The sequence below is a fragment of the Pseudomonas sp. 18058 genome (assembly GCF_902706155.1).
Taxonomy (GTDB): Bacteria; Pseudomonadota; Gammaproteobacteria; order Pseudomonadales; family Pseudomonadaceae; genus Aquipseudomonas; species Aquipseudomonas rustica.
Genome location: NZ_CACSJY010000009.1, coordinates 76,359 through 98,457, shown reverse-complemented (window position 1 = coordinate 98,457; position 22,099 = coordinate 76,359). Strand labels below are relative to the sequence as shown.

The window sequence follows — 22,099 nt, the reverse complement described above, 5'->3', positions numbered from 1 at the left end:
GGTCTGGCTACCGTTACCGTAATGGTTCGATATCTGGTGCAGAAGCAGACCGAGTTGACCACGCTCGAATGTCCGGTGCGCCTGCTGTGTATCAATCAGAAAGTCTGGTGTTCACTATCAAGCAATATCTGCCGATAGACGGAGCGATGGGAAACGACCATTGCAGGCATTCGAGAACGACTGAAAATGGCTGACTTCTGACGTCTAGATCAGCAGTAAATGGCCAGAATCAATTACCCAACCACTTCGTGCCTTCCCTAATCAATACCATGGTGTCATTGCAGCTATGTCTTAGCGCAGCTTTAATCAGTTGAAAAATAGGGATCGCTCACCGCTCCCTCTGCTTCTGCTGCTCTTCATACGGGATGCTCACCTCAATGGAATACCGGAAATTGGTAATGAACTTAATGATTGCAGCTGGCCTTATTATTGCTCCCGTGGTTTACGCCAACGAATCAGAGACTTCGCCTACGTATCTCCCTCAAGAGCACGGACTAATTAGTTATGAAGCACCTACTCGCTTCGACGGCGTAACGCGTTGGCTCAATACAAGTGCTTTTGGCACCAAAGATCTCGCTGGGAAAGTCGTGGTGGTCAATTTTTGGACCTATTCGTGTATCAACTCCTTGCGCCAGATTCCATATGTGCGCGCCTGGGCAAAAAAATATGAGTCAAAAGGCTTGGTAGTTATTGGAGTCCATTCTCCAGAATTCGAATTTGAGCAGAATGTTGAGAATGTAAGGCGCGGTATTGAGGAAGCAGACGTTGATTATCCGGTGGCGATTGATAACGACCATCGCGTATGGCAGGCATTCGGCAATAATGCTTGGCCTGCACTTTACTTCATTGATCCGCGAGGACGTGTGCGCTATGTGAAAATCGGGGAAGGCGATTACGCGGCATCCGAGCGAGTCATAGAGCAGTTGTTGGACGAATCCGGAAATCATCAGCTCAACGGTGAATCGGTATCTGTAACTGCTCAAGGTGTTGAGGCTGCCGCTGACTGGAGCAATCTGCGCTCACAGGAGACTTATATTGGATATGGTCGTGCCGAGCGATTTTCCTCCGTGGGTGGCACTGAGCCGAACCGCACCTATATGTATGCGTTGCCTCCGTACCTTCCACTCAATCGCTGGGCCTTTTCCGGAGGCTGGCGGGTTGGTGAAGAATCGGCAATAGCAAAAGGGACAGGAGCCCAGGTTGTTTATCGCTTCCATGCAAGGGATGTCCATTTAGTGATGCGGGCATCTTCCGGTGCTCCGATACACATACGCGTCACGTTAGACGGAAAAGCGCCTGGTGTAGCTCACGGCCTAGATATTGACGGCGAGGGGAATGGCAAAGTGGATAGTGCCAGGATGTATCAGCTAATCCGCCAACCATACCCAATTACCGATCATCAAATCGAGATCGAGTTTCTCGACCCAGGCTCAGAGCTTTACGCTTTCACCTTTGGTTGATAGTCCACCAGTCGGTCAAATCTTCTTTCAACGAAAGTTGTACGATAAAGACGGTTTCCGATCTGAATGTGAGCTGGGCGTAGGCTCAATTGTCTTGCGTGCATCCTTGTGCGAACTTACGGTAGTCCAGAGCCTGAGTCTGACCAGCCGAATCCATGTACGTAAGACGCGCGTTGATTATATCGCATTCGGAGGAATTCTCGGTCATCGAAGCGACCTTCGCGATGTCCAGGTGCTCGCCATACATGTAAGTATGCGACTGAATTTGCTCTGCGGCGTTAGCGCCACCGGCACCGAAGGTGCCGTGCGGCAAACATTGAAGCGAGCGTCAGATTTTTCCAGTTCATGGGGTGACTCCTCGTGCGTTAAGAATTGAGTGATCGGGGAGGTTTTGTGCCGTCTCCATGGATCACATTTAACGCGCCTGGTGTATACCGGATGTATCTTGAAACTCTGAAGAAGCATCAGCAGGTGTCGGTCATGGACGTAGATACGTTGCGATACAATTCTCACAGTCTGCACGAGCCCAACGTCCGACAGTAAAGTGAAAATACAAGGCTTTTCGGATTCGCGTATCGATAAAGTGGCCTCACTCGGCTTGGCTCATGGAATCGATTCGATTCGTATCCAATCCATTCGACGCTGTATCGGGAGCCTTCTGGGTGTGGAGCTGCAAACGGCGCCCTCAGTCGTGCACCAGTGGTTAGCTCCAGGATATTGAACACTACCAGTTCTGGATCGCTATGCAAGACTTCGATGGCTACGCTTATTATTCGATGTCAGCATCGCAGCCATTCTCAAGAGTTCGGCAACTGACCGCGCCTTCATTTTACGCATTACTCTGCCCCGGTGAGTCTTGACGGTGATGCTGTTTTTAAATCATCGGCGATCAGTCATGCGACCCATCACGACCTTTGAAAAGTCTCCTGTTCCCGCGGATAGAACGTGTCATAGGCATCTTGCACAATACGAAGCTCATTCGCTTGAGCAAGGGAGGCGGGACTCATCTCAAGCTCTAATGGATCAACGTCAGAGCAGTTGCGCTCTGGCGAGCATATGGACAGCTATCCGTCTCTATTGGTTTCTGGCTAGCTCAGCGCCTCAAGATTCAAAAAGGTGTGGTAGTAGTTTCAACGCAAATATTCCAAGCCCTGCTCCCAATCACTGATCGCTTGGCTGAAGTTGTGGGGCGATCGTTTTGCGTTGCGGCACAGCACAGCAATGGGTTCTCGCAATCTTCATGAGCCGTCCTAGGCTAGCAAGGGTCGACCACTCGACAATGAAACGCTTTTCAAACAGGTCGATGTTCAGCTCGGCGTTAAAAATCTTAGCTAACGTTTTAATGCGATTTGCCACGGTCTGACCATCCTGCCCGACGTGGCTTAGCATCCCTGCTTTAACCCAACTTGAGTCTAACAGCGACGCGAGAGAGGGCGGCGCATCCGTTGCTGGCCATCTGACAAAGCTGATGAGATATCTGCGCCAGTCGCGCGCAGTAGCTGAAACCTCACACCTGATCTGAGCCAATTGTTCAATAGTGATTTCGGTGTCCAGACCGCCGAGGCGTATAAACAGATCGTAGTCGATTAGGATCGTTGCGGTGGACTCTATGCTTGCCTGTGGCGTGCGCCGCCATTTTGCGGTTCCATCGGCGTTGATTTTTACCGGATATAACAGTTCGATGTACTTTCGTAGTCCGGTTTTGTCAGATTTTTACGGGCGATTGTGAGGGCCGGGGTAATCAATGCAACGTCTCTGTGCATTGTTCGCCGCAGTAACAGACGTTGTTGTCATAGAGGATCTGCCCGGCACACTGTCTGGGATCCTTCAGATAACCAGCGGTCTGAACGAGGTTCACTGCCTGAAAACAGCATCGATGCTTTTACTTCCGGTTGCTATTACGTTGAACGAAATCCGTATCTCCAGTTCAGCTTCAAGGCCACTTTTTTTGAACGATTGCCTTCGTGCAATTCGACGATAGATAGTCTGTTTGCCTTCACTTTCGCGGAGGCGTTTTTACACACTCTAGGCCAGTTGCTGCCTTTCACGAAGAGCAGAAGGCAACCCAAAGCAGACGGCCAGCAGGACATCTAGGTATTTTTATTGCGAAGCACCAATATTGCATCTGCTGGCTTCTACACTCACTTTCGCCACCCTGCCATGCGCTCATCGGCGAAATGCTGAATATCAAACGTTTGGTGGAATGATCTAATTTGAAAGATCGTGCAATATACCTATGATTTCGAGGCCTACACGAACGGTTTCCGACCTGTGAACGCCCCATTTTGAGAGAACGATCCTCGTGGAGTCCTTTCCAGCCGAATCGCACGAATCAAACACCACCCATTATGTTTTCGGGCCATTCTGCGTCGTGCCCGCGAAAAGGTTGCTTGAAAAAAATGGAGCGCCAGTCGAGATCGGTGGGCGAGCACTGGATTTATTGATTGCCTTGCTGGAGCGACCGGGCAGGGTGCTGACCAAGAGTGACCTGATCAAGCAGGTATGGCCCGATATCATTGTCGAGGAAGGCAGCCTGCGCTTTCATATGACGGCCCTGCGGCGGATTCTCGGTGACGGTGACGAAAACGCGCGATATATCTCCACGCAGGTTGGTGTGGGATACGCGTTTGTGGCACCTCTGGAAAAACAACCGCCCGGGAGCCAACCAGCAGTTATCGAGGCACAAGCTACCGACGGCGAGCGTGTGGAGCCCCAATGTAACTTACCACCGCGTGCGAAGCTGTTCGGACGCGAAACCGATCTTCTATTAGTTGTCGATCACATGCTGCAGCCCAAACTGTTTACCATCGTCGGCCCCGGTGGCGTTGGCAAGACCAGCCTTGCCATCGAGGTGGCGCACCGCATTTGCGCACAGGGTTACCAGACTGCCCGTTTCGTCGATCTGGCTCAGGTCGAAGATCAATCGCTGGTGCTGTCGGCGCTGGCCAGGTCACTGGAAATCCCGGTTCAGGCCGAGGATTCCATGTTTGTACTGCTCGCGCACTTGCGCACGCAAAGGCTGTTGCTGGTCATCGACAACTGCGAACACCTGATCGATGCGGTTTCAGCGATCGTTGAACAAATCAGCGACGCGGCCCCGAATGTCGGGGTTCTGGCCACCAGTCGCGAACCGCTGCGGGCCCGTGGCGAATACGTTCACTGGCTCAATCCACTTGAATTTCCCCGCGAGCCTAAGCACCTTTCTATCGATGAGTTGCTGGGATTTGCTGCGATCAGACTGTTTGTCGAGCGTGCATCATCGGGTAACACAGCGCTGGTGCTGGACGATGATGATGCGCAGTTGATTTCCGATATATGCCAGCGTCTGGAGGGCATGGCACTGCCGATCGAGCTGGCGGCTATGCGTGCTGCTAGCCATGGACTGAAATCCACGCACGCATTGCTGGGCGAGCGTTTTTCCCTGGGCTGGTCAGGACGCAGGACGGCCTTGCCACGGCATCAAACCCTGCGCGCGATGCTCGATTGGAGCTACGGCCTGCTGTCGCCGCTGGAGCGTCTGGCGCTGGAGCGGCTTTCGGTTTTCGTCGGACCGTTTTCTCAGGAGGCGGCGTCCCAAGTCGTCGCCGATGCACAGATCGACACAGCCGCTGCAGCGGCCATCCTCGATGAGTTGGTCTGCAAAGGGCTGGTCACAATTGATCACCGCGACTTGAGGTGGACCTACCGACTGTTGGAGATGACCCGCGCCTACACACGGGAGAAGCTGGCCACCAGAGGCGATGTCGAGGTCAACGCTCTGGCGTTCAGGCATGCGGCTTTCTATATGGATCTGCTAGGACGCGTAGGCACCTCGCCCAATGAGATTTTCGAAAATTCGGAGCGCCTTGCCAGTCAGTTGGGCAACGTCAGGAGTTCGCTGGAGTGGAGCTTCGGGCCGCAGGGTGATCCAGGGCTCGCGTTACCACTTGCAGCGGCCAGCGCACCGTTGTTCCTGCATTTTTCTTTGTTGGTCGAGTGCCGGACCTGGTGCACACGGGCGGCTGAATTACTCGAGCTGGGTTACTTCGGCACGCCGACTGAAATGGAATTGCAAGCCGCGCTCGGTCTGGTGCTTATGTTCACTCGTGGCAACAGCGGGGCGGCGCAGAAGGCTCTGCTCAGGGCACTCGACATCGCCATCTCATTGTCCGATTACTGGTCCCAACTCAGGCTTCTCGGGCGGCTACAGATTTTCTATGAGCGCATCGGAGATTTCGCCTCTTCTCTGGCATGGGCTGAGCAAGCCAGCGAGGTCGGCAACATTTTGAACAAGCCTGAAGCGATTGCTATTGCCGCTTCGCTTGCCGGTATTTCCAACCATCTGCTTGGCAACCAGCCGCTTGCTCGACAGCAACTGGAACGTTCATTGCGTAACAGCTTGCCGTCAAAACGCAGCGGTACGATCTACTACGGATTCGATCATCGTAATCGCACCGGATTGGCGTTGGCTCGAACCCTCTGGCTACAAGGTTTCCCTGACCAGGCCCGACGCTGGGCAGAGCAGATAGAGGCCGAGGCATCTGCGCTGCAGCATTCGGTCACCTACTGCATTGCGATGGTCTGGATCCTGTGCATTTACATCTGGGCGGGAGATTTGCAGAAGGCGGTGGTAAGTCTTGAACGCTTCGCCATGATCGCCGAATCGAACGCACTCGATCCCTACATTGCCGCTGCCCATGGCTTTCGTGCGGCGATTGCCATACGCGCCGGGCAGCCCGGCAACTCTGTCGCACTGCTCGAAGAAAGTCTGGCGCAGCTGCACGGCATGCGCTACGAACTGCTCACAACCTCATTCGAAATCTCACTGGCCGAAGGATTGATTCTGAGTCACCAATATGAAAAGGGCATGGAATTGGTTGACGGTACGATCAGTCATTGCCGCGCCAGCGGTGATGCCTTTGCGCTGCCGGAATTGCTGCGAATCAAGGCCAGCCTTATCAACTCTATAAACGGCGATGACGTCCACGCCGCATCGGTCATGCTAGAAGAGTCGAGAACCTTGAGCCGGGAGCAGGGCGCCTGGGCCTGGGAACTAAGGGCGTCGATGGACGTGGCCAGGTCATGGCTGGAACAGGGTAGTCGACTGCAGGCGCTGGAGTTGCTCAACACATGCCGTGAGAGGGTATCGGAAGGCTTCGACACACTTGATGTGCGCCGACTGGAAGCACTCTGGCAGGAAGCCCAGGGCAATACACAGCCGACGTGATGAGATTGCTCAGAGTGTATCGCTTGCTTGGCGTGCCGCCATCTCAATTCACGGGGGTAAGCAGTGCGGCCATTTTTACCAGGTCGGCCAGCGAGCGGGCTTTCATTTTGCGCATGACTTTACCTCGATGAGCCTTGACCGTGATCTCGCTGATGTTGAGGTCGGCGGCAATGATTTTGTTCATTCGTCCGCTGACCACCGATGCCATGATTTCCTGTTCGCGGGGTGTCAAGGTTCGGTAGGCCTCCAACAATGTGCGCAGGTTTTTTTCCCCCTCGAGCGCAGCATGGCTGCTCTGCAGCGCATCGGCCATGGCTTTTAGCAACACATCGTCGTTGAAAGGTTTGGTCAGGAACTCCACCGCACCGGCTTTCAAGGCTCGAACCGTTAGCGGGATATCACCATAGCCGGTGATGAATATGATGGGCATGTTGCGCCTGTCGCCAGCGATCGTTGTTTGCAGATCGAGGCCATTGAGGTCCGGCAGATTGATGTCTAGCACCAGGCAACTGGGCGCAAGCGGCCGAGGTGCATTGAGAAAATCCTGAGCCGACTCGAAAAGTCGTGGCTGCCATCCCGCAAAGCTAATCAACAGCTCCAGCGATTCACGCACGGAGATATCATCATCAACGACGAATACGACGGGCGTCTCATCACGCATCGGTAATTTTCCGTCTCCAGGGGCGAGGGCGCTTTTCGGGTTCAAGATGTCAGCTCCTTGTATATCCGGCTGCAAGTTCAATCAAACGCAAGCGCGGCGCTCAATGCCTTGAGCAGTTGCGCCTCGCTGAAAGGCTTGATCAGACATTCCACTGCGCCACAGTGCCGAAGTTGCCTTTGGTCGCTGGAGTCACCCAGTGCGGTGATGAAAATAACCGGTATACGGTACCCGCGACGCCACAATTCTTTTACTAGATCTGGCCCCGACATGCCCGGCATGGCCACGTCCAAAATGAGGCAGCGTGTGAGGTCGACACAATCGGAGGCCAAGTACTCTTGCGCCGAAGCGAACGCCTGGACTGCGAAGCCGAACTCCTTGATCAGATCTGGCAACGATTCACGAACCGACTCATCGTCGTCGACGACTGAAACGAGCAGAGGCGTGCCCATCAATTACCCTCCATAGCGTGGTCGGAGACGTCATTAGGGTTCGGCTGTACGGGAGATTCTCCATTTCCTGCGAGCGGTACAGCCGGAAGCGGGATAGTAAAGAGAAAGGTTGCCCCAGGTCCGTCGTTGTCGCGAGCCCAAAGGTTGCCAGCGTGGCGCTCGATAATGGAGCGGCTGATAGACAGGCCAACCCCCATTCCGGCACTCTTGGTGGTGTGGAAAGCGTTGAAAATACGTTCCATGTCCTGAGGATCAACACCGCTTCCGCTGTCCTTCACCGCGAGAAAAACACTGTGATCTTCCGTCAGGCCGGTGCTGACAATCATCTGCCGGGAGCGACCGGTAATGGTGTTCATCGCCTCAGCGGCATTAATGATCAGGTTGAGGATCACCTGTTGAAGTTGAACCCTGTCGCCCTGGATCAACGGCAGTGCATCGGCAAATTGCGGGGTGAGCACAACTCGACTGCGTTGCAGTTCACCCAGCAGCAAGGCGATGACTTCCCGGGTCGCGTCGTTAAGGTCCACGTTTTCGATCGCGATGCTTTTTTTCGAGAACAGCGCACGCAATCGATTGATCACATCGGCGGCGCGATTGCCATCGCGAATGGTTCGCCGCGCGGTTTCCCGGGCACCATCGACGTTCGGCGGATCGGCCCCGAGCATGCGCAGGCAGGTACTGGCGTTGGTGATGATCCCTGCAAGAGGTTGATTGACCTCGTGGGCGATCGAAGCGGTGACCGCGCCGAGACTCGCCACCCTGGCCAGATGCGTCAGCTCGGAGCGGGCCTTGCTCAATACTTCCTCGGCTTGCCGGCACTGGGTGATGTCCTGCAGCGCGGCAATGTATTCCAGTCCGCCTGCCGGTTCCTTGATCGAGTGTGCGACCAGACGCACATATTTAACCGTGCCATCGGGCATTAGCAATCGATGCTCATGCTCGAAGTCACGTCCTCTGCGGCGTTGGCGTCTGATCATTTCCCGGTGGCTCGAAATGTCGTCCGGATGAATGCGTCGGTAAATGGCGTCGAAGCCAGGTGTGGTTACCGAATCCAGTTCGAGGATACGGTAGACCTCATCGGACCAGGTGATCTCGTCGGTGCTGACTCGCCAGGAAAACGTACCTGTGGCGCTCAGGCGTTGGGCTTTGGCAAGAAAGGCCTCACTCTGCTTGAGCGCAGCTTCGGCGCGCACACGATCAATGGCGATACTGGCAAGGTGAGTGAACTGCGCGATCAGATTCTGCTGCTCCGGTGAAAGCGGTTCGGCTTCTCGGTGCAATACCGAAAGAACGCCCGTGATCGCTCCACTGTTAGAGGTAATCGGCATTGAACAGAGTCCACGGAAACCGTGGGAGCGGGCCGTCGTGCACCAGCCATTCCAGCGTGATTCGTGAGACAGGCTGTTGGAGATGATCGTCGTGTTGAAGGTGGCCGCCATGACGATAGGGCAGCGCTCGGCGCGAAGCGGCTTGTCGTCCGCCCCCGGCAACAAGTCGGCCGGCATTTTTGTCGGCGCGCCCTGATGCATTCGCAACGCATGCTCCTTTGTACCTTCAGAGCGCTTCAGATCGACCAGCACCACACTAGCGACACAGCGCTCGAGAAAGACTTCCATCAGTTCGCAAAGTGTCTGCAGGATCACCGGTAGCGAGGAGCCTCCAGCCATCAGGCCAAGTAGGCGTTTTTCGCCATCGAGCAAAATCTCCGCCCGTTTGCGGTCTTCGATGTCGGTGTTCTCGCCATACCATCGCAGCACTCGGCCGGCTTCGTCCCGTTGTGGTACGGCCCTGATCAGGAACCAGCGGAAAGTGCCATCAAAGCGTCGCAGTCGAGCCTCGTGTTCACCGGCGTCACCCGATTGCAAAAGGCTTCGCCAATAGACTTCCAGCGCGTCCGCGTCGTCGGGATGGATTGAGGCCGTCCAGCCGCTCCCACACGCTTCGCTGAGCGACATGCCGGTGTAATCGCACCAGCGCTGATTGACGAAACCCACGCTGCCTTCAGGCGACGCGCTCCAGACAAACCCGGGCACGGCATCGATGATATTGCGCAGGCGATCCTCTGAAGCGCTGACTTCCGCGAAGGCCCTCGCGATCAGCGCCTTGTCACGTCGGCGTTCGTCAATATCAACCTGCAACACACACCAGCGGGTGATGTTCCCTTCAAGGTCTTTCAGCGGCAGGCCTCGCACATGGAACCAGCGGTATACACCGTCGAAGCGGCGAATACGGTGCTCGATCATGTACGGTTCACCGGTGGTGACCGAATGCATCCAGGCGGCGATGACTGATGGCAGATCATCCGGGTGCACGGTATCGCCGGCGGCCCAGCTTTTCAGGACATCTAGTGGGGCGCCGATGTAATCCTCGATCTGGCGATTGACCCGCTCCACCTCACCGGACGGTTTCATGAACGCAACCATGGACGGAATGCTGTCGATGATCGAGCTGACGTCGAATAGGTTGGCCGCATCGCGGGTGTCCGGGGGGTGGCTCGCCTCGATATCGGTGCCGAGCGCACACCATTTGCGCGCACTCTCGGGATGATCTTCCAATGACGAGAAATGCCAGGCAAACCGTCGATAAGTGCCGTCGAAGCGCAATAGACGGGCGTGAGTCGGCCGAGGTGCATCACTGTCCGCCGCGGCTTGTAAACGTTCGAGCAGGTTCGCGCGATCATCGGGGTGTATTGCGGATTGCCAGTTGCTCCCTAGCGCATCATTGGCATCGCGCCCCGTATAGTCGTGCCATTGCAGATTGACATAATCGACGCAACCATCTGGCAGTGCGGTAAATACCACACCCGGCAGCGCGTCCAAGACGCGCTTGAGGTCATTCGCCATACCGTTTCTCATTGTGCTGTCGCCATTGAAATAAGATGCGCCTTTGTCCCGACGCTCGCCCATCATACTTTGGTGTCGCTTTCGATAAATATCCCCGCCATTGCACTGCGCCGCAACGCGCAGCCCCCTCCTGCGAATGATCCGAAACAGCCGTTGTAAGCGACTGTATCAATGGTCAGCGTAGTTACATGAGCATGCAGTCATCGCCGTTCTCGAAACACCCTGGATACACCCCCCGGTCAGTATTGGCACGGGTTTCATCGTCGCTCGACGATTGTATGATCAGACGTGACGCACCTTTTCCCGCTTTGGTTCGAATGAGGCAGGGGGCAAGGTCGTCCATGCAGCAGGCTCTAAACTTATGAAAGCGGTAGTAATGCATGCCTTTGGCGATCCCGAAGTCATGTCGGTGGAAGTCATCCAGCTGGCAGAACCGGGGCCAGGTCAGGCGCTTGTACGGGTCATGGCTGCCGGTATCAACTTTATGGACACCGGCACTCGCCGTGGACTTGGCGCGGTCTGGTCGTTGCCGATGACGCCGGGCGTGGAGGGCGCCGGAATCGTCATGGCGATAGGGCCGGGTGTGGACGAGGTAAGTCCCGGCGACCGCGTGACATGGCACTATGTGCCCGGCAGCTACGCCGAACAAGTGCTGGCACCGGTCAGCCAATTGGTGCCGCTGCCCGACGAAATCGACTTCGACACCGCCGCGAGTCTGATGATGCAAGGCCTGACGGCCAGCAATTTGGTGGACAAGGTTCATGCCATCACCCCCGGTGATGTTGCTTTCGTGCATGCCGCAGCGGGCGGTGTGGGGCTGATGCTGACTCAGATGATCAAGCTGCGAGGCGCAAAAGTTATCGGCCGGGTGTCGCAGGCCGACAAAGTAGACGCGGTGCTCGCCGCGGGTGCCGACTATGTGGTGATCGGACGCACAAGCAATATCGCCGGCCAGGTGCTGCGCTTGACGGAAGGCCAGCCCGTCAGTGTGGTGTACGACGGAACGGGGGGGGAGGGGTTCGCCGCTTCACTGCGCCTGCTCGATTACTTCGGTACGCTGGCGCTCTATGGCCAATTCATGAATCCGATTGCACCGATCGATATCTTTTCCATTCCGCGCAGTATCAAGCTGACTTATCCGTCGGTCCTGCATTATGTGCGGAGCCGCGACGCTTTGCTGGAACGCACCCGGCAGCTGTTCGCCTGGGTGGCTTCAGGCAAGTTGAAAACCGTGATCGGCCAGCGCTATTCATTGGCGCAAGCCGAACAGGCGCATCGTGATCTCGAGTCTCGGCAGACGACGGGGAAACTGCTCATCCTTCCTCAGACAGAGGGGTGTTTGCCCGGATGACACTGGTAAGCAATAGGCTTTATTGGCGAGGCAGCCAAGGCTGTCGTACTAATCAGACAACGCTGGGAGATAGCGTCATGAACTGGTAAACCTCAGCAACGCCTCATGATGAGCTGCATAACTTCGAGCCTCTGCAGCTATACCAGACCAGAAGGGCCGCCACTATCTGGCTGCTCGCAAAAAACATGAACAGGTCTTGTGCGGTCCAATGGGCGTCAAGGAGCACCCCGGCGACAACAGGCGAGATAATCGCGCCAAGACGCCCTGTTGCCAGCACCACGCCGACGCCAGTCGTGCGGATGGCGGTGTCAAAGGCCTGGGGAGCCAGGGTAAAGAGCCCGGCAATGGCACCATTGAGCAACAGGCCGGTGATGACGCAAGCGGGAATGGCCAGACCTGGCAAGCCGGCGGCCGGTACGATCAAGGTCATCAACACGCTATTGAACAGCAAAAAGCCAAGCAGCAATCGCCAGCAGCCGAAACGATTGGCCGCCAGGCCCATCAGTAGCGCCCCTGACATGCCGCCAACACAGAGCAACACGCCGCTGACGGCGCCTTCTTTTTCGGAAAAGCCGTTGAGGGTCATGAGTGTCGGCGTCCAGCTCATCACGAAGTAGAAACACGCCATGAGCAGCAACAGTGCCAGCGCCAGCGAGGTTGTCTGCTGCCACTGTGCAGGGGTAAACAACGCTCGGTACTTTGAACGTGGCATCGTTGACGTTGCTGCCGGATGGATCGAAAGCGGCTGATGTCGCTGCTGATCCAGTACCAGAAATTGCGCCGACTCGCGCAGAAAAAATGCGCCCGCCACGCCAGCCGCAAGCGTAATCAGACCACCAGCGAGGAATACATAGCGCCAGCCCGCGCTGGTATTGAGTGCATGGGCCAGCACGCCGCCCAGGCTTGCGCCTAATGCGAAGGCCATCGATTGCAGGGCGATGGCCAGATTGCGTCGATGCTTACTGGCACGCTCGTATGTCAGCACATTCGCGGCCACGAGAACCGCTCCGGTGCCGATGCCTGTAAGTAAACGCAAGATCATCAGCAGAGATGGGTTTGGGCTCCAGAAGGACAGCAGCATGCTCAAACCGCTAAGCGAGAGCCCCGCCAGCAATAGCGGCCGACGTCCGCAATCATCCGCTCGGGGGCCGGCAAGCGAAGAGCCGAGTGCCATGCCGACCAGGCTCGCACTCAGCAGCATGCCGAGTTGTGCGCCGGTCAATCCCCACTCGGCCGATACGCTGCTCCCGGTAAATGCCATGGCCATGACATCCATGCCGTCGATCACGTTGAAGAGCATGCATAGGCCGATGACTATCCACTGAGAAGAGGCCATTGCCATGTCATCCCCACCCTTGAGCGTTGCTTTCCCGCGCATCCGTGTTCCTTGAACCGTGTTGTCGTCCGAAAAGGCTTCAATGCTGGCTATAAGCAGCGGTGCCGTCGAGTTTTTTTCCGGACATTTTCCGATCAAGCCGGGATTCGCCTGTGTTTGCTTGATGCGGGGGAATATCCGGGTACTTCCTGATGACAGCAGAGGACTGCGCGCAGCCTGTCTGCCAGGTCGTTCATACTTAAGTATCGACCGACACCATCGTGTAATCGCCCTCAAGGCGTTCGGGTGATTAGATCCGTTTACGTCAGCTGCACAGTCGCAGTTGACATAGTTTAGACCAGTGCCCAGGCCTGTGAAGGCTATCCCGGCAGTCGCCACGGCTGCAGGACACCTACCTAAAAGGAGATTCATCATGCGTGTGGTTTCGTCCGTTTTTACTTGGCGCCATCACGTCAGGGCAAGCATGTTCGGTTTCGCGGCGCTGGCGGCCAGTTGTGGCGCATGGGCGGCCACCACGGCTGCTGAGCAGCCGACGGCCAACGTTGCTTCCGCTCAGTCGCAAGCCATTCGTCCATTCCGGATTCATGTCGATGAAGCGCAATTGGCAGACCTGCGCAAACGCATCGCGGACACCCGCTGGCCCGACAAGGAAACGGTCAACGACGTATCTCAGGGTGTGCAGTTGGCTCAGGTCAAGGAGTTGGTGAAGTACTGGGGCAACGGTTATGACTGGCGCAAGGCCGAGGCGAGACTCAACGCATTGCCGGAGTTCGTGACCACCATTGATGGTGTCGACATCCAGTTTATCCATGTCCGCTCGCGCAACCCCAATGCCATGCCGCTGATCCTTACCCATGGCTGGCCAGGTTCGCAGTTCGAATTCCTCAATACCATCGGCCCGCTGACCGACCCGACGGCTTACGGTGGGCGTGCGGAGGATTCTTTCGATGTCGTGATTCCATCGATCCCCGGCCATGGTTTTTCCGGCAAGCCGACCGAACTTGGGTGGGGGCCTGATCGGGTAGCGAAGGCTTGGGATGTGCTGATGAATCGCCTGGGATACACCCATTACGTGTCGCAGGGTGGCGACCACGGTTCGGTTATCTCTGATGCATTGGGTCGCCTGGGCCCACCCGGTTTACTGGGCATTCACTTGAACATGCCGGCCACCGTGCCGCCGGAACTGGTCAAGCCGATCAACAGCGGCGATCCAGCGCCAGCCGGACTGACCGATCCGGAGCGTAACGCTTACAACTCGCTCAGCACCTTTTTCGGGCGCAACGCCGCCTATGGCGCAATGATGGTTACCCGGCCCCAGACCATCGGCTACCTGCTGGCCGACTCGCCCGCCGGCACAGCGGCTTGGATGTACGAAAAGTTTGCCGCATGGACGGACAGTGATGGTCATCCCGAACGCGTGCTCAGTCGCGATGAAATGCTTGATGACATCAGTCTTTATTGGATGACCGACAGTGGTGCGTCGTCTTCCCGTTTCTACTGGGAGAACAACAACAATAACTTCAGCGCAGCAGCGCAGAAGACCACCGACATCAAGGTGCCCGTCGCTATCACCGTGTTCCCGCACGAAATCTACCGCGCACCAAAAGTGTGGTCGCAGCGTGCCTACCCATCGCTGTCCTACTTCAACGAGGTCAGCAAGGGCGGCCACTTCGCGGCGTGGGAACAACCTCAATTGTTCAGCGAAGAATTGCGCGCGGCATTCCGTCCACTGCGCACGGCTGCGCAAAAAACCGCTACCCGTTAAACCGTTTGACACCCAACCCGACAACCCGGATCCGCCAACCTGCCGTTCCCAAGGGAGACTTACCATGAAGAAGCCTGCGTTGAACCACCGAGCCGTATCACCGCATCGGAGCCTGCTCGCTCGATCCCTTCTGGCGATCGCATTGCTGCAAGCGGGTGTCCTGAGCGTTGCCTCATCGCCGATCTACGCCGCTGATGTGCCAGCCGGAAAAATCGACGTGATTACGCCGGGTAGCAACGTTTCCTTCGGGCCGTTGAAACACGTCAAGGCCGGATTGCTGGATGTCGCCTATGCCGAAGTCGGCCCGGCTGACGGTCCTGTGGTGATCCTGTTACACGGCTGGCCATACGATATTCACAGCTTCACCGACGTCGCGCCGGCATTGGCGCAGAAGGGTTATCGCGTACTGATTCCCTATGCGCGCGGTTATGGCGATACGCGTTTTCTTTCCGCCAAGACAATCCGCAATGGTCAGCCCGCCGCGTTGGCGAGCGACCTGATCGCCTTCATGGATGCATTGCAGATCAAACAAGCCGTCCTCGGTGGCTATGACTGGGGCGCACGCACGGCTGACATCGTTGCGGCTCTCTGGCCTGAACGGGTCAAGGCGCTGGTCGCGGTAAGCGGTTACCTGATCGGTAGCCAGGACGCTGGCAAGGCACCGTTGCCGCCCGCCGCCGAATTGCAGTGGTGGTATCAGTTCTACTTCGCGACAGAACGCGGCCGTCTGGGCTACGAGAAAAACACCCACGACTTCGCCAAATTGATCTGGAAGCTGGCCTCGCCGCAGTGGAACTTCGACGACGCCACCTACGACCGCAGCGCCGCCGCTTTGCAGAATCCGGATCACGTTGCTGTGTCCATCTTCAACTATCGCTGGCGCCTGGGGCTGGTCAAGGGCGAGGCCAAATACGACGCGCTGGAGAAGAAGCTCGCGGCCTCTCCATCCATCAGTGTGCCAACCATCACCATGGAGGGTGACGCCAACGGCGCACCGCATCCACCTGCCGAGGCGTACGCCAAGCGTTTCACTGGCAAGTATGAGTACCGATTGATCAGAGGTGGTGTCGGCCACAACTTGCCGCAAGAAGCGCCGCAAGCCTTCGCCCAGGCCGTGATCGATGCCGATCACCTTTGAGAACCGGCTGAAAGGATGGCAACGATGAAGCTCAAATATCTGGCAGTGATGTCGGCTGCCATTGCAACTGCCATTGCAACCGCAGCAGTGACCGCCACCGGTGCCGCCTTGGGCGACGCCGGTAATGACGACGCCTCACCGATCTATGGCGTGAAGCTGCCTGAGAACTATCGCTTGTGGCCGATGATTGCCCCGGCGCACGAAGCGGCACCTTTGGACGAGCTGCGAGCCGTGCTGGGCAATGATCTGGCCATCAAGGCTTATCAGGATTCAACGCTGCCATTCCCTGACGGCACGGTGCTGGTAAAGCTTGCCTGGAAACATGTTCAGTCCCCGGAATTCGAGCCGGCGTCGATCCCGGGGGCGGCCACGACCGTGCAGGTCATGGTCAAGGACTCAAAGAAATATGCAGCAACAGGAGGCTGGGGGTTCGGTCGGTTTATCAACGGTAAACCGGCCGATGAAGCTCAGCATCAAACCTGTTTCGCCTGTCACCAGGCGCGAGTGCGCAATCACGACTTTGTTTTCACTCGCTTCGCCCCTTAATTTCCCGTCAAACCCGGAGTCTGCAATGAAAAAAGTATTGGCCGCGCTGGCCGTCGCCGTCAGCCTAAGTATGGGTACACACGCCTGGGCACAAACTGAAAAGCCCACGATCGTGCTCGTCCACGGCGCCTTTGCCGATGCGTCGAGTTGGAATGGAGTGGTGAAGATTCTCGAGAAAGATGGTTACCCGGTGGTTGCCGCAGCCAACCCACTGCGCGGCGTAAAAAGCGATGGCGCGGCAATCTCGGCATTGCTGACGAGCATTCATTCGCCGGTGGTACTGGTCGGCCATTCCTATGGCGGCAACGTCATCAGTGATGCGGCCAACGATCATGCCAACGTCAAAGCGCTGGTTTATGTCAGTGCGTTTGCACCCGAGGCCGGGGAAACCGTCGCCGGGCTGGCCGGCAAGTTTCCGGGCAGCACGCTGGGTCCAACGCTGGCTGCGCCTGTAGCGCTGGCCGATGGCGGCAAGGACTTGTACATCCAGCAGGACAAGTTTCCCGAACAGTTCGCCGCTGACGTCCCCGCAGCAGAGGCGGCGTTGATGGCCGCCACCCAGCGCCCGGTGACGGAAGCGGCGCTTAACGAACAGTCCGGCACACCCGCGTGGAAGCACATTCCGTCTTGGTACATCTATGGCGACAAGGACAAGAACATACCGCCGCAAGCCATGGACTTCATGGCCAAGCGCGCCGCCGCCAAAGGTGTGGAAGTCGTCAAGGGCGCGTCCCATGTCGTGATGGTATCGAACCCGGGGCCGGTTGCCCTCCTGATCGAAAAAGCTGCCACGGCGAAGTAATGCCAATCGGCGTGCGGATGCGCGTTTTTAATGAACCTCAGTGGTAGGTAAGAAAATGAACAGCCTCACACAACGTTTTGTCGGCAGGACTGCCTTGATCACTGGTGGCTCGCGCGGCATCGGCGCTGCAATTGCGCGCCGACTGGCCTTGGAGGGCGCCGCCGTAGCCTTCACTTATGTGGCATCCGATGCGCAGGCCGAGGCTCTGGTTGCCGATATCCGGGCACACGGTGGCAAGGCGCTGGCGATCAAGGCCGACAGCCGGATCGCAGAGGATATCGAGCGTGCCGTCGGCACGGCGGTAGAGCATTTCGGTGCACTGAATATCCTGGTGAACAATGCCGGAATTCTGGGGCTCGGCTCAGTAGACGAATTCAGTGTCGAGGCGCTCGACAATATGTACGCGGTAAACGTACGCGCCGCCTATGTGGCGATTCAGGCGTGCTCCAGGGTCATGAGTCGCGGTGACCGAATCATCACCATCGGCAGTGTCGCCGGCGCGCGTACCGGTTTCCCCGGGTCCAGCGCCTACTCGATGACCAAGGCCGCGCTGGTCGGTCTGGTGCGTGGTCTAGCCCTGGATTTCGCCGCGCGCGGCATCACCGTCAACAACATTCAACCCGGTCCGACGGCAACCGACATGAACCCGGCCGATGCGCCTTATCTGGATCATGTGATCAAACTGGTGCCGCTGGGTCGGCTCGGCACCGCTGACGAGATCGCTGGAATGGCCGCGTACCTTGCCAGTGACGATGCTTCGTTTGTCACTGGCGCGAGCCTGACGGTGGACGGCGGATATCTGGCCTGATCCCGGCTGTCTTGCGGTATTGCCCTGGTCAGTCGTTGGACACCTGTAGATATTACCGTGCAACGTTTAGAGCATTGGCGTGATGCCGGGCATCAGGAGCAATACCGCGAACAATAGCGCCCCGAGTGCCTCGATCAGGTAACCGATGAACAGTGTGAATACGGCAGTAATTCCCGTAGGTCATGCAGGAGGGTTGAGAATGTTAATTTCAGCAATCAATACCGTCGAAGTCGATGCCGCACCCGGGCGAGTGGGTGAAGTCTGCTCGATACTCCCTCACATTGTTCGTGCACTCCTCAGCAACTCAGGGTGCATGGGATACGCGATTACCGATAATCGTCGGGCAAAAAACGCCTGGATCGTCAGCGGTTACTGGGAATCGGAAAGTCTGATGCATGCACATTTTGATCATCCGGAGCTGGCCGGGTTTATGGATATGTTGAGGGCTGGCATGGCCAGCCGGATTAAATTCAGTACCTTTATTATCAATCCCGCTGAAGATCAACGTCGCGTTCCTAATGGGTGATCAGGATTGCCGGAAGCGAACATCGGCAAACGCTGCAGCATCCAGTTCAGCAGTTCTTGAGCGGGTGCCGCCAGCGGGCGTCCGGACTTCACCAACAGTTTCGCCTCGACCCCTTGGAACAGTGGATGGTCGACGGCTACGGCCGCGAGACTGCCTTGTGCGATTTCTCGATAGGCCGCCACCTCGCCCAGCAGCGAGGCAAACTCGCCGGATGCAACAAGGCGCTTGAGGGCGGCCAATGAGTTGCTGACCAGCGCCGGACGGATTTCTATCTTCTCGGCGTACTCGAGCATTTTCAGCGCATGACCGATACCGAAGGTCGTCGGCGTCAGCACCAGTTGGCAGTCGAGCAAATCGGCGACGGTTGCCATTGCCCCTTTCAAGGCCAATGGATGGTCCGGGCGAACCAACAACATCACGGGTTGCCGGGACGTCGCTCGATAATCGATATGAGGGTGGGGAGGAGGGTTGTAGGCCAGGCCGATATGAGCGCGGTTTTCCGCGATCTCGTTGAGGACGTCGTCTACGGGCAGGATGTCCAGCCTGATATCGAGCTTGGGATACTGTTTGCAGAACGGCGCGAGTACGTGGTCGACCAATGTATCGACGTAGCCCTCGCTGATGACTACCCGCACGTGTCCCAATTGAAGGCCTTTGATCGCCTGGAGCTGGTCTTCAAGCTTTTCCTGGTGCGATCGATAGCCCCGCCAGAACTCCAGCAGGTGCGCGGCAGCCTCGGTGGGCTGAACACCACGGGCCTGGCGTTCAAACAGCCGGGTGCCGAGTTCTTCCTCCAGCAGTTTGATCTGACGCGTGATCACTGACGGGGAAGTGTTGATGCTGTCCGCTGCGCCCCGGATCGATCCGTGAGTCAGCACCTCATGAAAATACCGCAAGCGTTGCTGGTTGATTTCGCGCACGAGTGTTTCCTTTTGGATTCTGCGTTGATCATAGGGCAACGGTACACGAACATAGTTGCTCTTGCTGCTGTTTACGCCGTCGGCGCAACATCTTTCCACACGTCAGACCAACAAGAAAAACTGGAGACTCGCATGTCGACCATCGTGACGCCCACAGAGAGTGCCGCCCTCGCAACGTTGTACCGCAAACTCAATTGGCGGCTGTTGCCACTGTTGTTCGTTTGCTACGTATTCGCCTATCTGGATCGCATCAACGTCGGCTTTGCCAAACTGCAGATGCAAAACGACCTTGGGCTGTCGGACGCCGCTTACGGTGTCGGCGCAGGTGTGTTTTTTCTGGGGTATGTGCTGTTCGAGATACCCAGCAACCTGATGCTGCCTCGAGTGGGGGCGCGAAAAACCTTCAGTCGCATTCTGGTGTTATGGGGCATCACATCGGCCTGCATGCTATTCGTACGCGACGTGCCAACGTTCTACGCCATGCGCTTTCTCCTCGGCGTTTTTGAAGCCGGTTTCGCACCGGGGATGATCTATTACCTGTCGTGCTGGTACGGCCCCAAACGAATGGCCCGGGCCATCGCAATCGTGTTCATCGCAGGTCCGGCGGGCGGAATAATCGGCGGTCCGCTCTCGGCCTGGCTGATTTCCACGTTCGAAGGCATGGGTGGCTTGGCGGGGTGGCAGTGGATGTTCCTGATCGAAGGGTTGCCCTGTGTGTTGCTCGGTGCGTTTGCTTATTTTTCCCTGTGCAACCATCCCGCCGAGGCGTGCTGGCTGAGCGTCGAGGAAAAGCAAATGCTGCAGCGTGAGCTGGGCGCTTCCCCGGGAGGAACTCACTCGTTCAGAGCGGTGTTGCGCGATCGCAGGATCTACATCCTGGCGTGCGCCTATTTCTGCATCATTTTTTCGATCTACGCCATGAGCTTCTGGCTCCCGGCGATCCTTAAGGCGCAAGGCATCCACGACATGATGCAGCTGGGTTGGTGCGCCGCGATTCCCTATGTGGCAGCGGCAGCCGGCATGTACTGGATCGGGCGCCGCTCCGACCGTTTCGGCGAGCGCCGCTACCACTGCGCGGTCCCGGCAGGCGTCGGGGCAATACTGATACTTTTGTATCCTGTTGCCGATGGGAACCTGATGTTATCAATGGTTCTGCTGACGTTGGCGATCGCCATGATGTTCATGGCCTACACGGTCTTGTGGGCAATGCCCTCTGAACTCATCAAGGGCGAAGCGGCAGCGGGCGGCATCGCTCTGATCAATACCATCGGTCTTTGCGGCGGCTTCTGGGGCCCGGCAGTGATCGGTTGGGCAAAGACATCAACAGCAAGCATGAACCCTGGCATCGTCGCTGTAGGCTGCGTGTTTCTGTGCGCCGCGTTCGTGATCATAGCGAGCAAACCGCTGGCGCATCGCGACCGGGTCTTGGATGCACGGCAGATGGATCGGGCGCTTTGAACTCCACACCCATTGTGTTCCGCAAGGAACCTTTCCAAAGAGAGAACGCAAATGCTTTTACATCTATCGACCTGGGCCGAAATCGCCAAATTTCTCGAGCGCAGCCGTACCATCGTCATCCCGATCGGTTCAAACGAGCAGCACGGGCCAACCGGGCTGCTGGGAACGGACTGGATGTGCCCCGAAATCATCGCCCATCAGGCGCAGGAGTCAGCGGATATCCTGATTGCCCCGACCTTCAATATCGGCATGGCCCAGCATCATCTGGGTTTCCCTGGAACGATCACGCTCAGGCCTTCGACGTTCATCGCCGCCATCGGTGACTGGACGCGTTCGCTGGCTGCCCACGGCTTTGAAAAAATCTTTTTCCTCAATGGCCATGGCGGCAACATCGCGTCGATCGAAGCAGCGTTTTCGGAGCTCTACGCCGAAGCGAGCTTTGCACGTCGCTCGGCGGGTTTTGCCTTGAAGCTGTGCAACTGGTGGGATCTGGAAGGTGTCAATGACCTGGCAAAGGACCAGTTCCCGACAGGACACGGCATTCATGCAACGCCTTCGGAAATTGCCGTGACCCAATGGGCCTATCCACACGCCATCAAATCGGCTGACTACTCGCCACAGATCGCCAATTGGGGGCCCATTCGAGAGGCTGCCGATTTCCGTGCCCGTCATCCGGATGGCCGCATGGGATCTGACCCGGCGCAAGCGTCCCCTGAAAAAGGCCGGCAACTGGTGATGATGGCAGCACAAGGCCTGGTGCAGGAGGTGCAAGCCTTCAGCCGCGAGCCGATGCCAGGCTGAACCGCGCACGTGTTATTCGACCTGGCCAA

The 22,099-nt window shown here is 57.1% G+C and carries 19 protein-coding genes; 11 read left to right on the top strand and 8 right to left on the bottom strand.

Going from position 1 to position 22,099, the window contains the following annotated elements:
• Window positions 1-398 precede the first annotated feature (398 nt).
• Window positions 399-1,460, top strand: coding sequence for a redoxin domain-containing protein (locus tag GVL50_RS07300; RefSeq protein ID WP_218586032.1), 1,062 nt, complete (start codon window positions 399-401; stop codon window positions 1,458-1,460).
• Between the two features lie 85 nt (window positions 1,461-1,545).
• On the opposite strand, the gene GVL50_RS29260 is transcribed toward GVL50_RS07300, so the two are convergent.
• The 3 genes from GVL50_RS29260 to GVL50_RS07285 all read right to left on the bottom strand — a co-directional run bounded on the left by GVL50_RS29260 (window position 1,546) and on the right by GVL50_RS07285 (window position 2,816).
• On the bottom strand, window positions 1,546-1,668 hold the full coding sequence (locus tag GVL50_RS29260) for a DUF2790 domain-containing protein (RefSeq protein WP_371925933.1): 123 nt from the start codon (window positions 1,666-1,668) through the stop codon (window positions 1,546-1,548).
• A gap of 533 nt (window positions 1,669-2,201) precedes the next feature.
• Window positions 2,202-2,327 (bottom strand): LuxR C-terminal-related transcriptional regulator, encoded by a 126-nt coding sequence (locus GVL50_RS29385; protein ID WP_371925932.1) that lies wholly within the window; start codon window positions 2,325-2,327, stop codon window positions 2,202-2,204.
• Between the two features lie 294 nt (window positions 2,328-2,621).
• Entirely contained in the window at window positions 2,622-2,816 is a 195-nt protein-coding gene (locus GVL50_RS07285; RefSeq protein WP_159812292.1) for a hypothetical protein, read from the bottom strand.
• A gap of 946 nt (window positions 2,817-3,762) precedes the next feature.
• Between GVL50_RS07285 and GVL50_RS07280 the strand changes: the two genes are divergently transcribed.
• Entirely contained in the window at window positions 3,763-6,666 is a 2,904-nt protein-coding gene (locus GVL50_RS07280) for a winged helix-turn-helix domain-containing protein (RefSeq protein ID WP_159812291.1), read from the top strand.
• Between the two features lie 43 nt (window positions 6,667-6,709).
• Here the strand turns inward: GVL50_RS07280 and GVL50_RS07275 are convergent, their stop codons facing one another.
• The 3 genes from GVL50_RS07275 to GVL50_RS07265 all read right to left on the bottom strand — a co-directional run bounded on the left by GVL50_RS07275 (window position 6,710) and on the right by GVL50_RS07265 (window position 10,619).
• Entirely contained in the window at window positions 6,710-7,327 is a 618-nt protein-coding gene (locus GVL50_RS07275) for a response regulator transcription factor (protein WP_159812330.1), read from the bottom strand.
• 77 nt (window positions 7,328-7,404) lie between these two features.
• Window positions 7,405-7,776: a response regulator transcription factor gene (locus GVL50_RS07270; RefSeq protein WP_159812290.1), complete on the bottom strand. Its 372-nt coding sequence runs from the start codon at window positions 7,774-7,776 to the stop codon at window positions 7,405-7,407.
• The gene (locus GVL50_RS07265; protein ID WP_256671830.1) at window positions 7,776-10,619 is read right to left on the bottom strand and encodes a PAS domain-containing protein; all 2,844 of its coding nucleotides are present in this window, start codon (window positions 10,617-10,619) and stop codon (window positions 7,776-7,778) included. Before GVL50_RS07265 ends, GVL50_RS07270 begins: the two co-directional genes overlap by 1 nt.
• 361 nt (window positions 10,620-10,980) lie before the next feature.
• Here GVL50_RS07265 and GVL50_RS07260 point away from each other — a divergent pair, with 361 nt between their 5' ends.
• Entirely contained in the window at window positions 10,981-11,970 is a 990-nt protein-coding gene (locus GVL50_RS07260; protein ID WP_159812288.1) for a quinone oxidoreductase, read from the top strand.
• A 103-nt stretch (window positions 11,971-12,073) separates the two neighbouring features.
• Here the strand turns inward: GVL50_RS07260 and GVL50_RS07255 are convergent, their stop codons facing one another.
• Window positions 12,074-13,348, bottom strand: coding sequence for an MFS transporter (locus GVL50_RS07255; RefSeq protein ID WP_159812329.1), 1,275 nt, complete (start codon window positions 13,346-13,348; stop codon window positions 12,074-12,076).
• A 370-nt stretch (window positions 13,349-13,718) separates the two neighbouring features.
• Between GVL50_RS07255 and GVL50_RS07250 the strand changes: the two genes are divergently transcribed.
• The 6 genes from GVL50_RS07250 to GVL50_RS07225 all read left to right on the top strand — a co-directional run bounded on the left by GVL50_RS07250 (window position 13,719) and on the right by GVL50_RS07225 (window position 18,891).
• Window positions 13,719-15,071 (top strand): epoxide hydrolase family protein, encoded by a 1,353-nt coding sequence (locus tag GVL50_RS07250; RefSeq protein ID WP_159812287.1) that lies wholly within the window; start codon window positions 13,719-13,721, stop codon window positions 15,069-15,071.
• 64 nt (window positions 15,072-15,135) lie between these two features.
• A complete protein-coding gene (locus GVL50_RS07245; protein ID WP_159812286.1) occupies window positions 15,136-16,209 on the top strand; it encodes an alpha/beta fold hydrolase in 1,074 nt (357 codons plus the stop codon).
• Between the two features lie 24 nt (window positions 16,210-16,233).
• Window positions 16,234-16,755, top strand: a complete 522-nt coding sequence (locus GVL50_RS07240; RefSeq protein ID WP_159812285.1) for a cytochrome P460 family protein — start codon at window positions 16,234-16,236, stop codon at window positions 16,753-16,755.
• A gap of 25 nt (window positions 16,756-16,780) precedes the next feature.
• Window positions 16,781-17,557 (top strand): alpha/beta fold hydrolase, encoded by a 777-nt coding sequence (locus GVL50_RS07235; RefSeq protein ID WP_159812284.1) that lies wholly within the window; start codon window positions 16,781-16,783, stop codon window positions 17,555-17,557.
• A gap of 55 nt (window positions 17,558-17,612) precedes the next feature.
• Entirely contained in the window at window positions 17,613-18,365 is a 753-nt protein-coding gene (locus GVL50_RS07230; RefSeq protein ID WP_159812283.1) for a 3-oxoacyl-ACP reductase family protein, read from the top strand.
• Between the two features lie 199 nt (window positions 18,366-18,564).
• Window positions 18,565-18,891 (top strand): antibiotic biosynthesis monooxygenase family protein, encoded by a 327-nt coding sequence (locus tag GVL50_RS07225; RefSeq protein WP_159812282.1) that lies wholly within the window; start codon window positions 18,565-18,567, stop codon window positions 18,889-18,891.
• On the opposite strand, the gene GVL50_RS07220 is transcribed toward GVL50_RS07225, so the two are convergent.
• A complete protein-coding gene (locus tag GVL50_RS07220; protein WP_150732530.1) occupies window positions 18,867-19,811 on the bottom strand; it encodes a LysR family transcriptional regulator in 945 nt (314 codons plus the stop codon). The genes GVL50_RS07225 and GVL50_RS07220 overlap by 25 nt on opposite strands.
• A 132-nt stretch (window positions 19,812-19,943) precedes the next feature.
• Between GVL50_RS07220 and GVL50_RS07215 the strand changes: the two genes are divergently transcribed.
• Window positions 19,944-21,269 (top strand): MFS transporter, encoded by a 1,326-nt coding sequence (locus GVL50_RS07215; protein ID WP_159812281.1) that lies wholly within the window; start codon window positions 19,944-19,946, stop codon window positions 21,267-21,269.
• 51 nt (window positions 21,270-21,320) lie between these two features.
• Window positions 21,321-22,070 (top strand): creatininase family protein, encoded by a 750-nt coding sequence (locus tag GVL50_RS07210; RefSeq protein WP_159812280.1) that lies wholly within the window; start codon window positions 21,321-21,323, stop codon window positions 22,068-22,070.
• The last annotated feature ends 29 nt before the right edge of the window (window positions 22,071-22,099 follow it).

Coding starts and splice junctions, on each gene's coding strand:
- GVL50_RS07300 (WP_218586032.1), top strand. CDS start 399: ATGAACTTAATGATTGCAGCTGGCCTTATTATTGCTCCCGTGGTTTAC.
- GVL50_RS29260 (WP_371925933.1), bottom strand. CDS start 1,668: ATGACCGAGAATTCCTCCGAATGCGATATAATCAACGCGCGTCTTACG.
- GVL50_RS07275 (WP_159812330.1), bottom strand. CDS start 7,327: ATGCGTGATGAGACGCCCGTCGTATTCGTCGTTGATGATGATATCTCC.
- GVL50_RS07270 (WP_159812290.1), bottom strand. CDS start 7,776: ATGGGCACGCCTCTGCTCGTTTCAGTCGTCGACGACGATGAGTCGGTT.
- GVL50_RS07265 (WP_256671830.1), bottom strand. CDS start 10,619: ATGGCGAATGACCTCAAGCGCGTCTTGGACGCGCTGCCGGGTGTGGTA.
- GVL50_RS07260 (WP_159812288.1), top strand. CDS start 10,981: ATGAAAGCGGTAGTAATGCATGCCTTTGGCGATCCCGAAGTCATGTCG.
- GVL50_RS07255 (WP_159812329.1), bottom strand. CDS start 13,348: ATGCGCGGGAAAGCAACGCTCAAGGGTGGGGATGACATGGCAATGGCC.
- GVL50_RS07250 (WP_159812287.1), top strand. CDS start 13,719: ATGCGTGTGGTTTCGTCCGTTTTTACTTGGCGCCATCACGTCAGGGCA.
- GVL50_RS07245 (WP_159812286.1), top strand. CDS start 15,136: ATGAAGAAGCCTGCGTTGAACCACCGAGCCGTATCACCGCATCGGAGC.
- GVL50_RS07240 (WP_159812285.1), top strand. CDS start 16,234: ATGAAGCTCAAATATCTGGCAGTGATGTCGGCTGCCATTGCAACTGCC.
- GVL50_RS07235 (WP_159812284.1), top strand. CDS start 16,781: ATGAAAAAAGTATTGGCCGCGCTGGCCGTCGCCGTCAGCCTAAGTATG.
- GVL50_RS07230 (WP_159812283.1), top strand. CDS start 17,613: ATGAACAGCCTCACACAACGTTTTGTCGGCAGGACTGCCTTGATCACT.
- GVL50_RS07225 (WP_159812282.1), top strand. CDS start 18,565: ATGTTAATTTCAGCAATCAATACCGTCGAAGTCGATGCCGCACCCGGG.
- GVL50_RS07215 (WP_159812281.1), top strand. CDS start 19,944: ATGTCGACCATCGTGACGCCCACAGAGAGTGCCGCCCTCGCAACGTTG.
- GVL50_RS07210 (WP_159812280.1), top strand. CDS start 21,321: ATGCTTTTACATCTATCGACCTGGGCCGAAATCGCCAAATTTCTCGAG.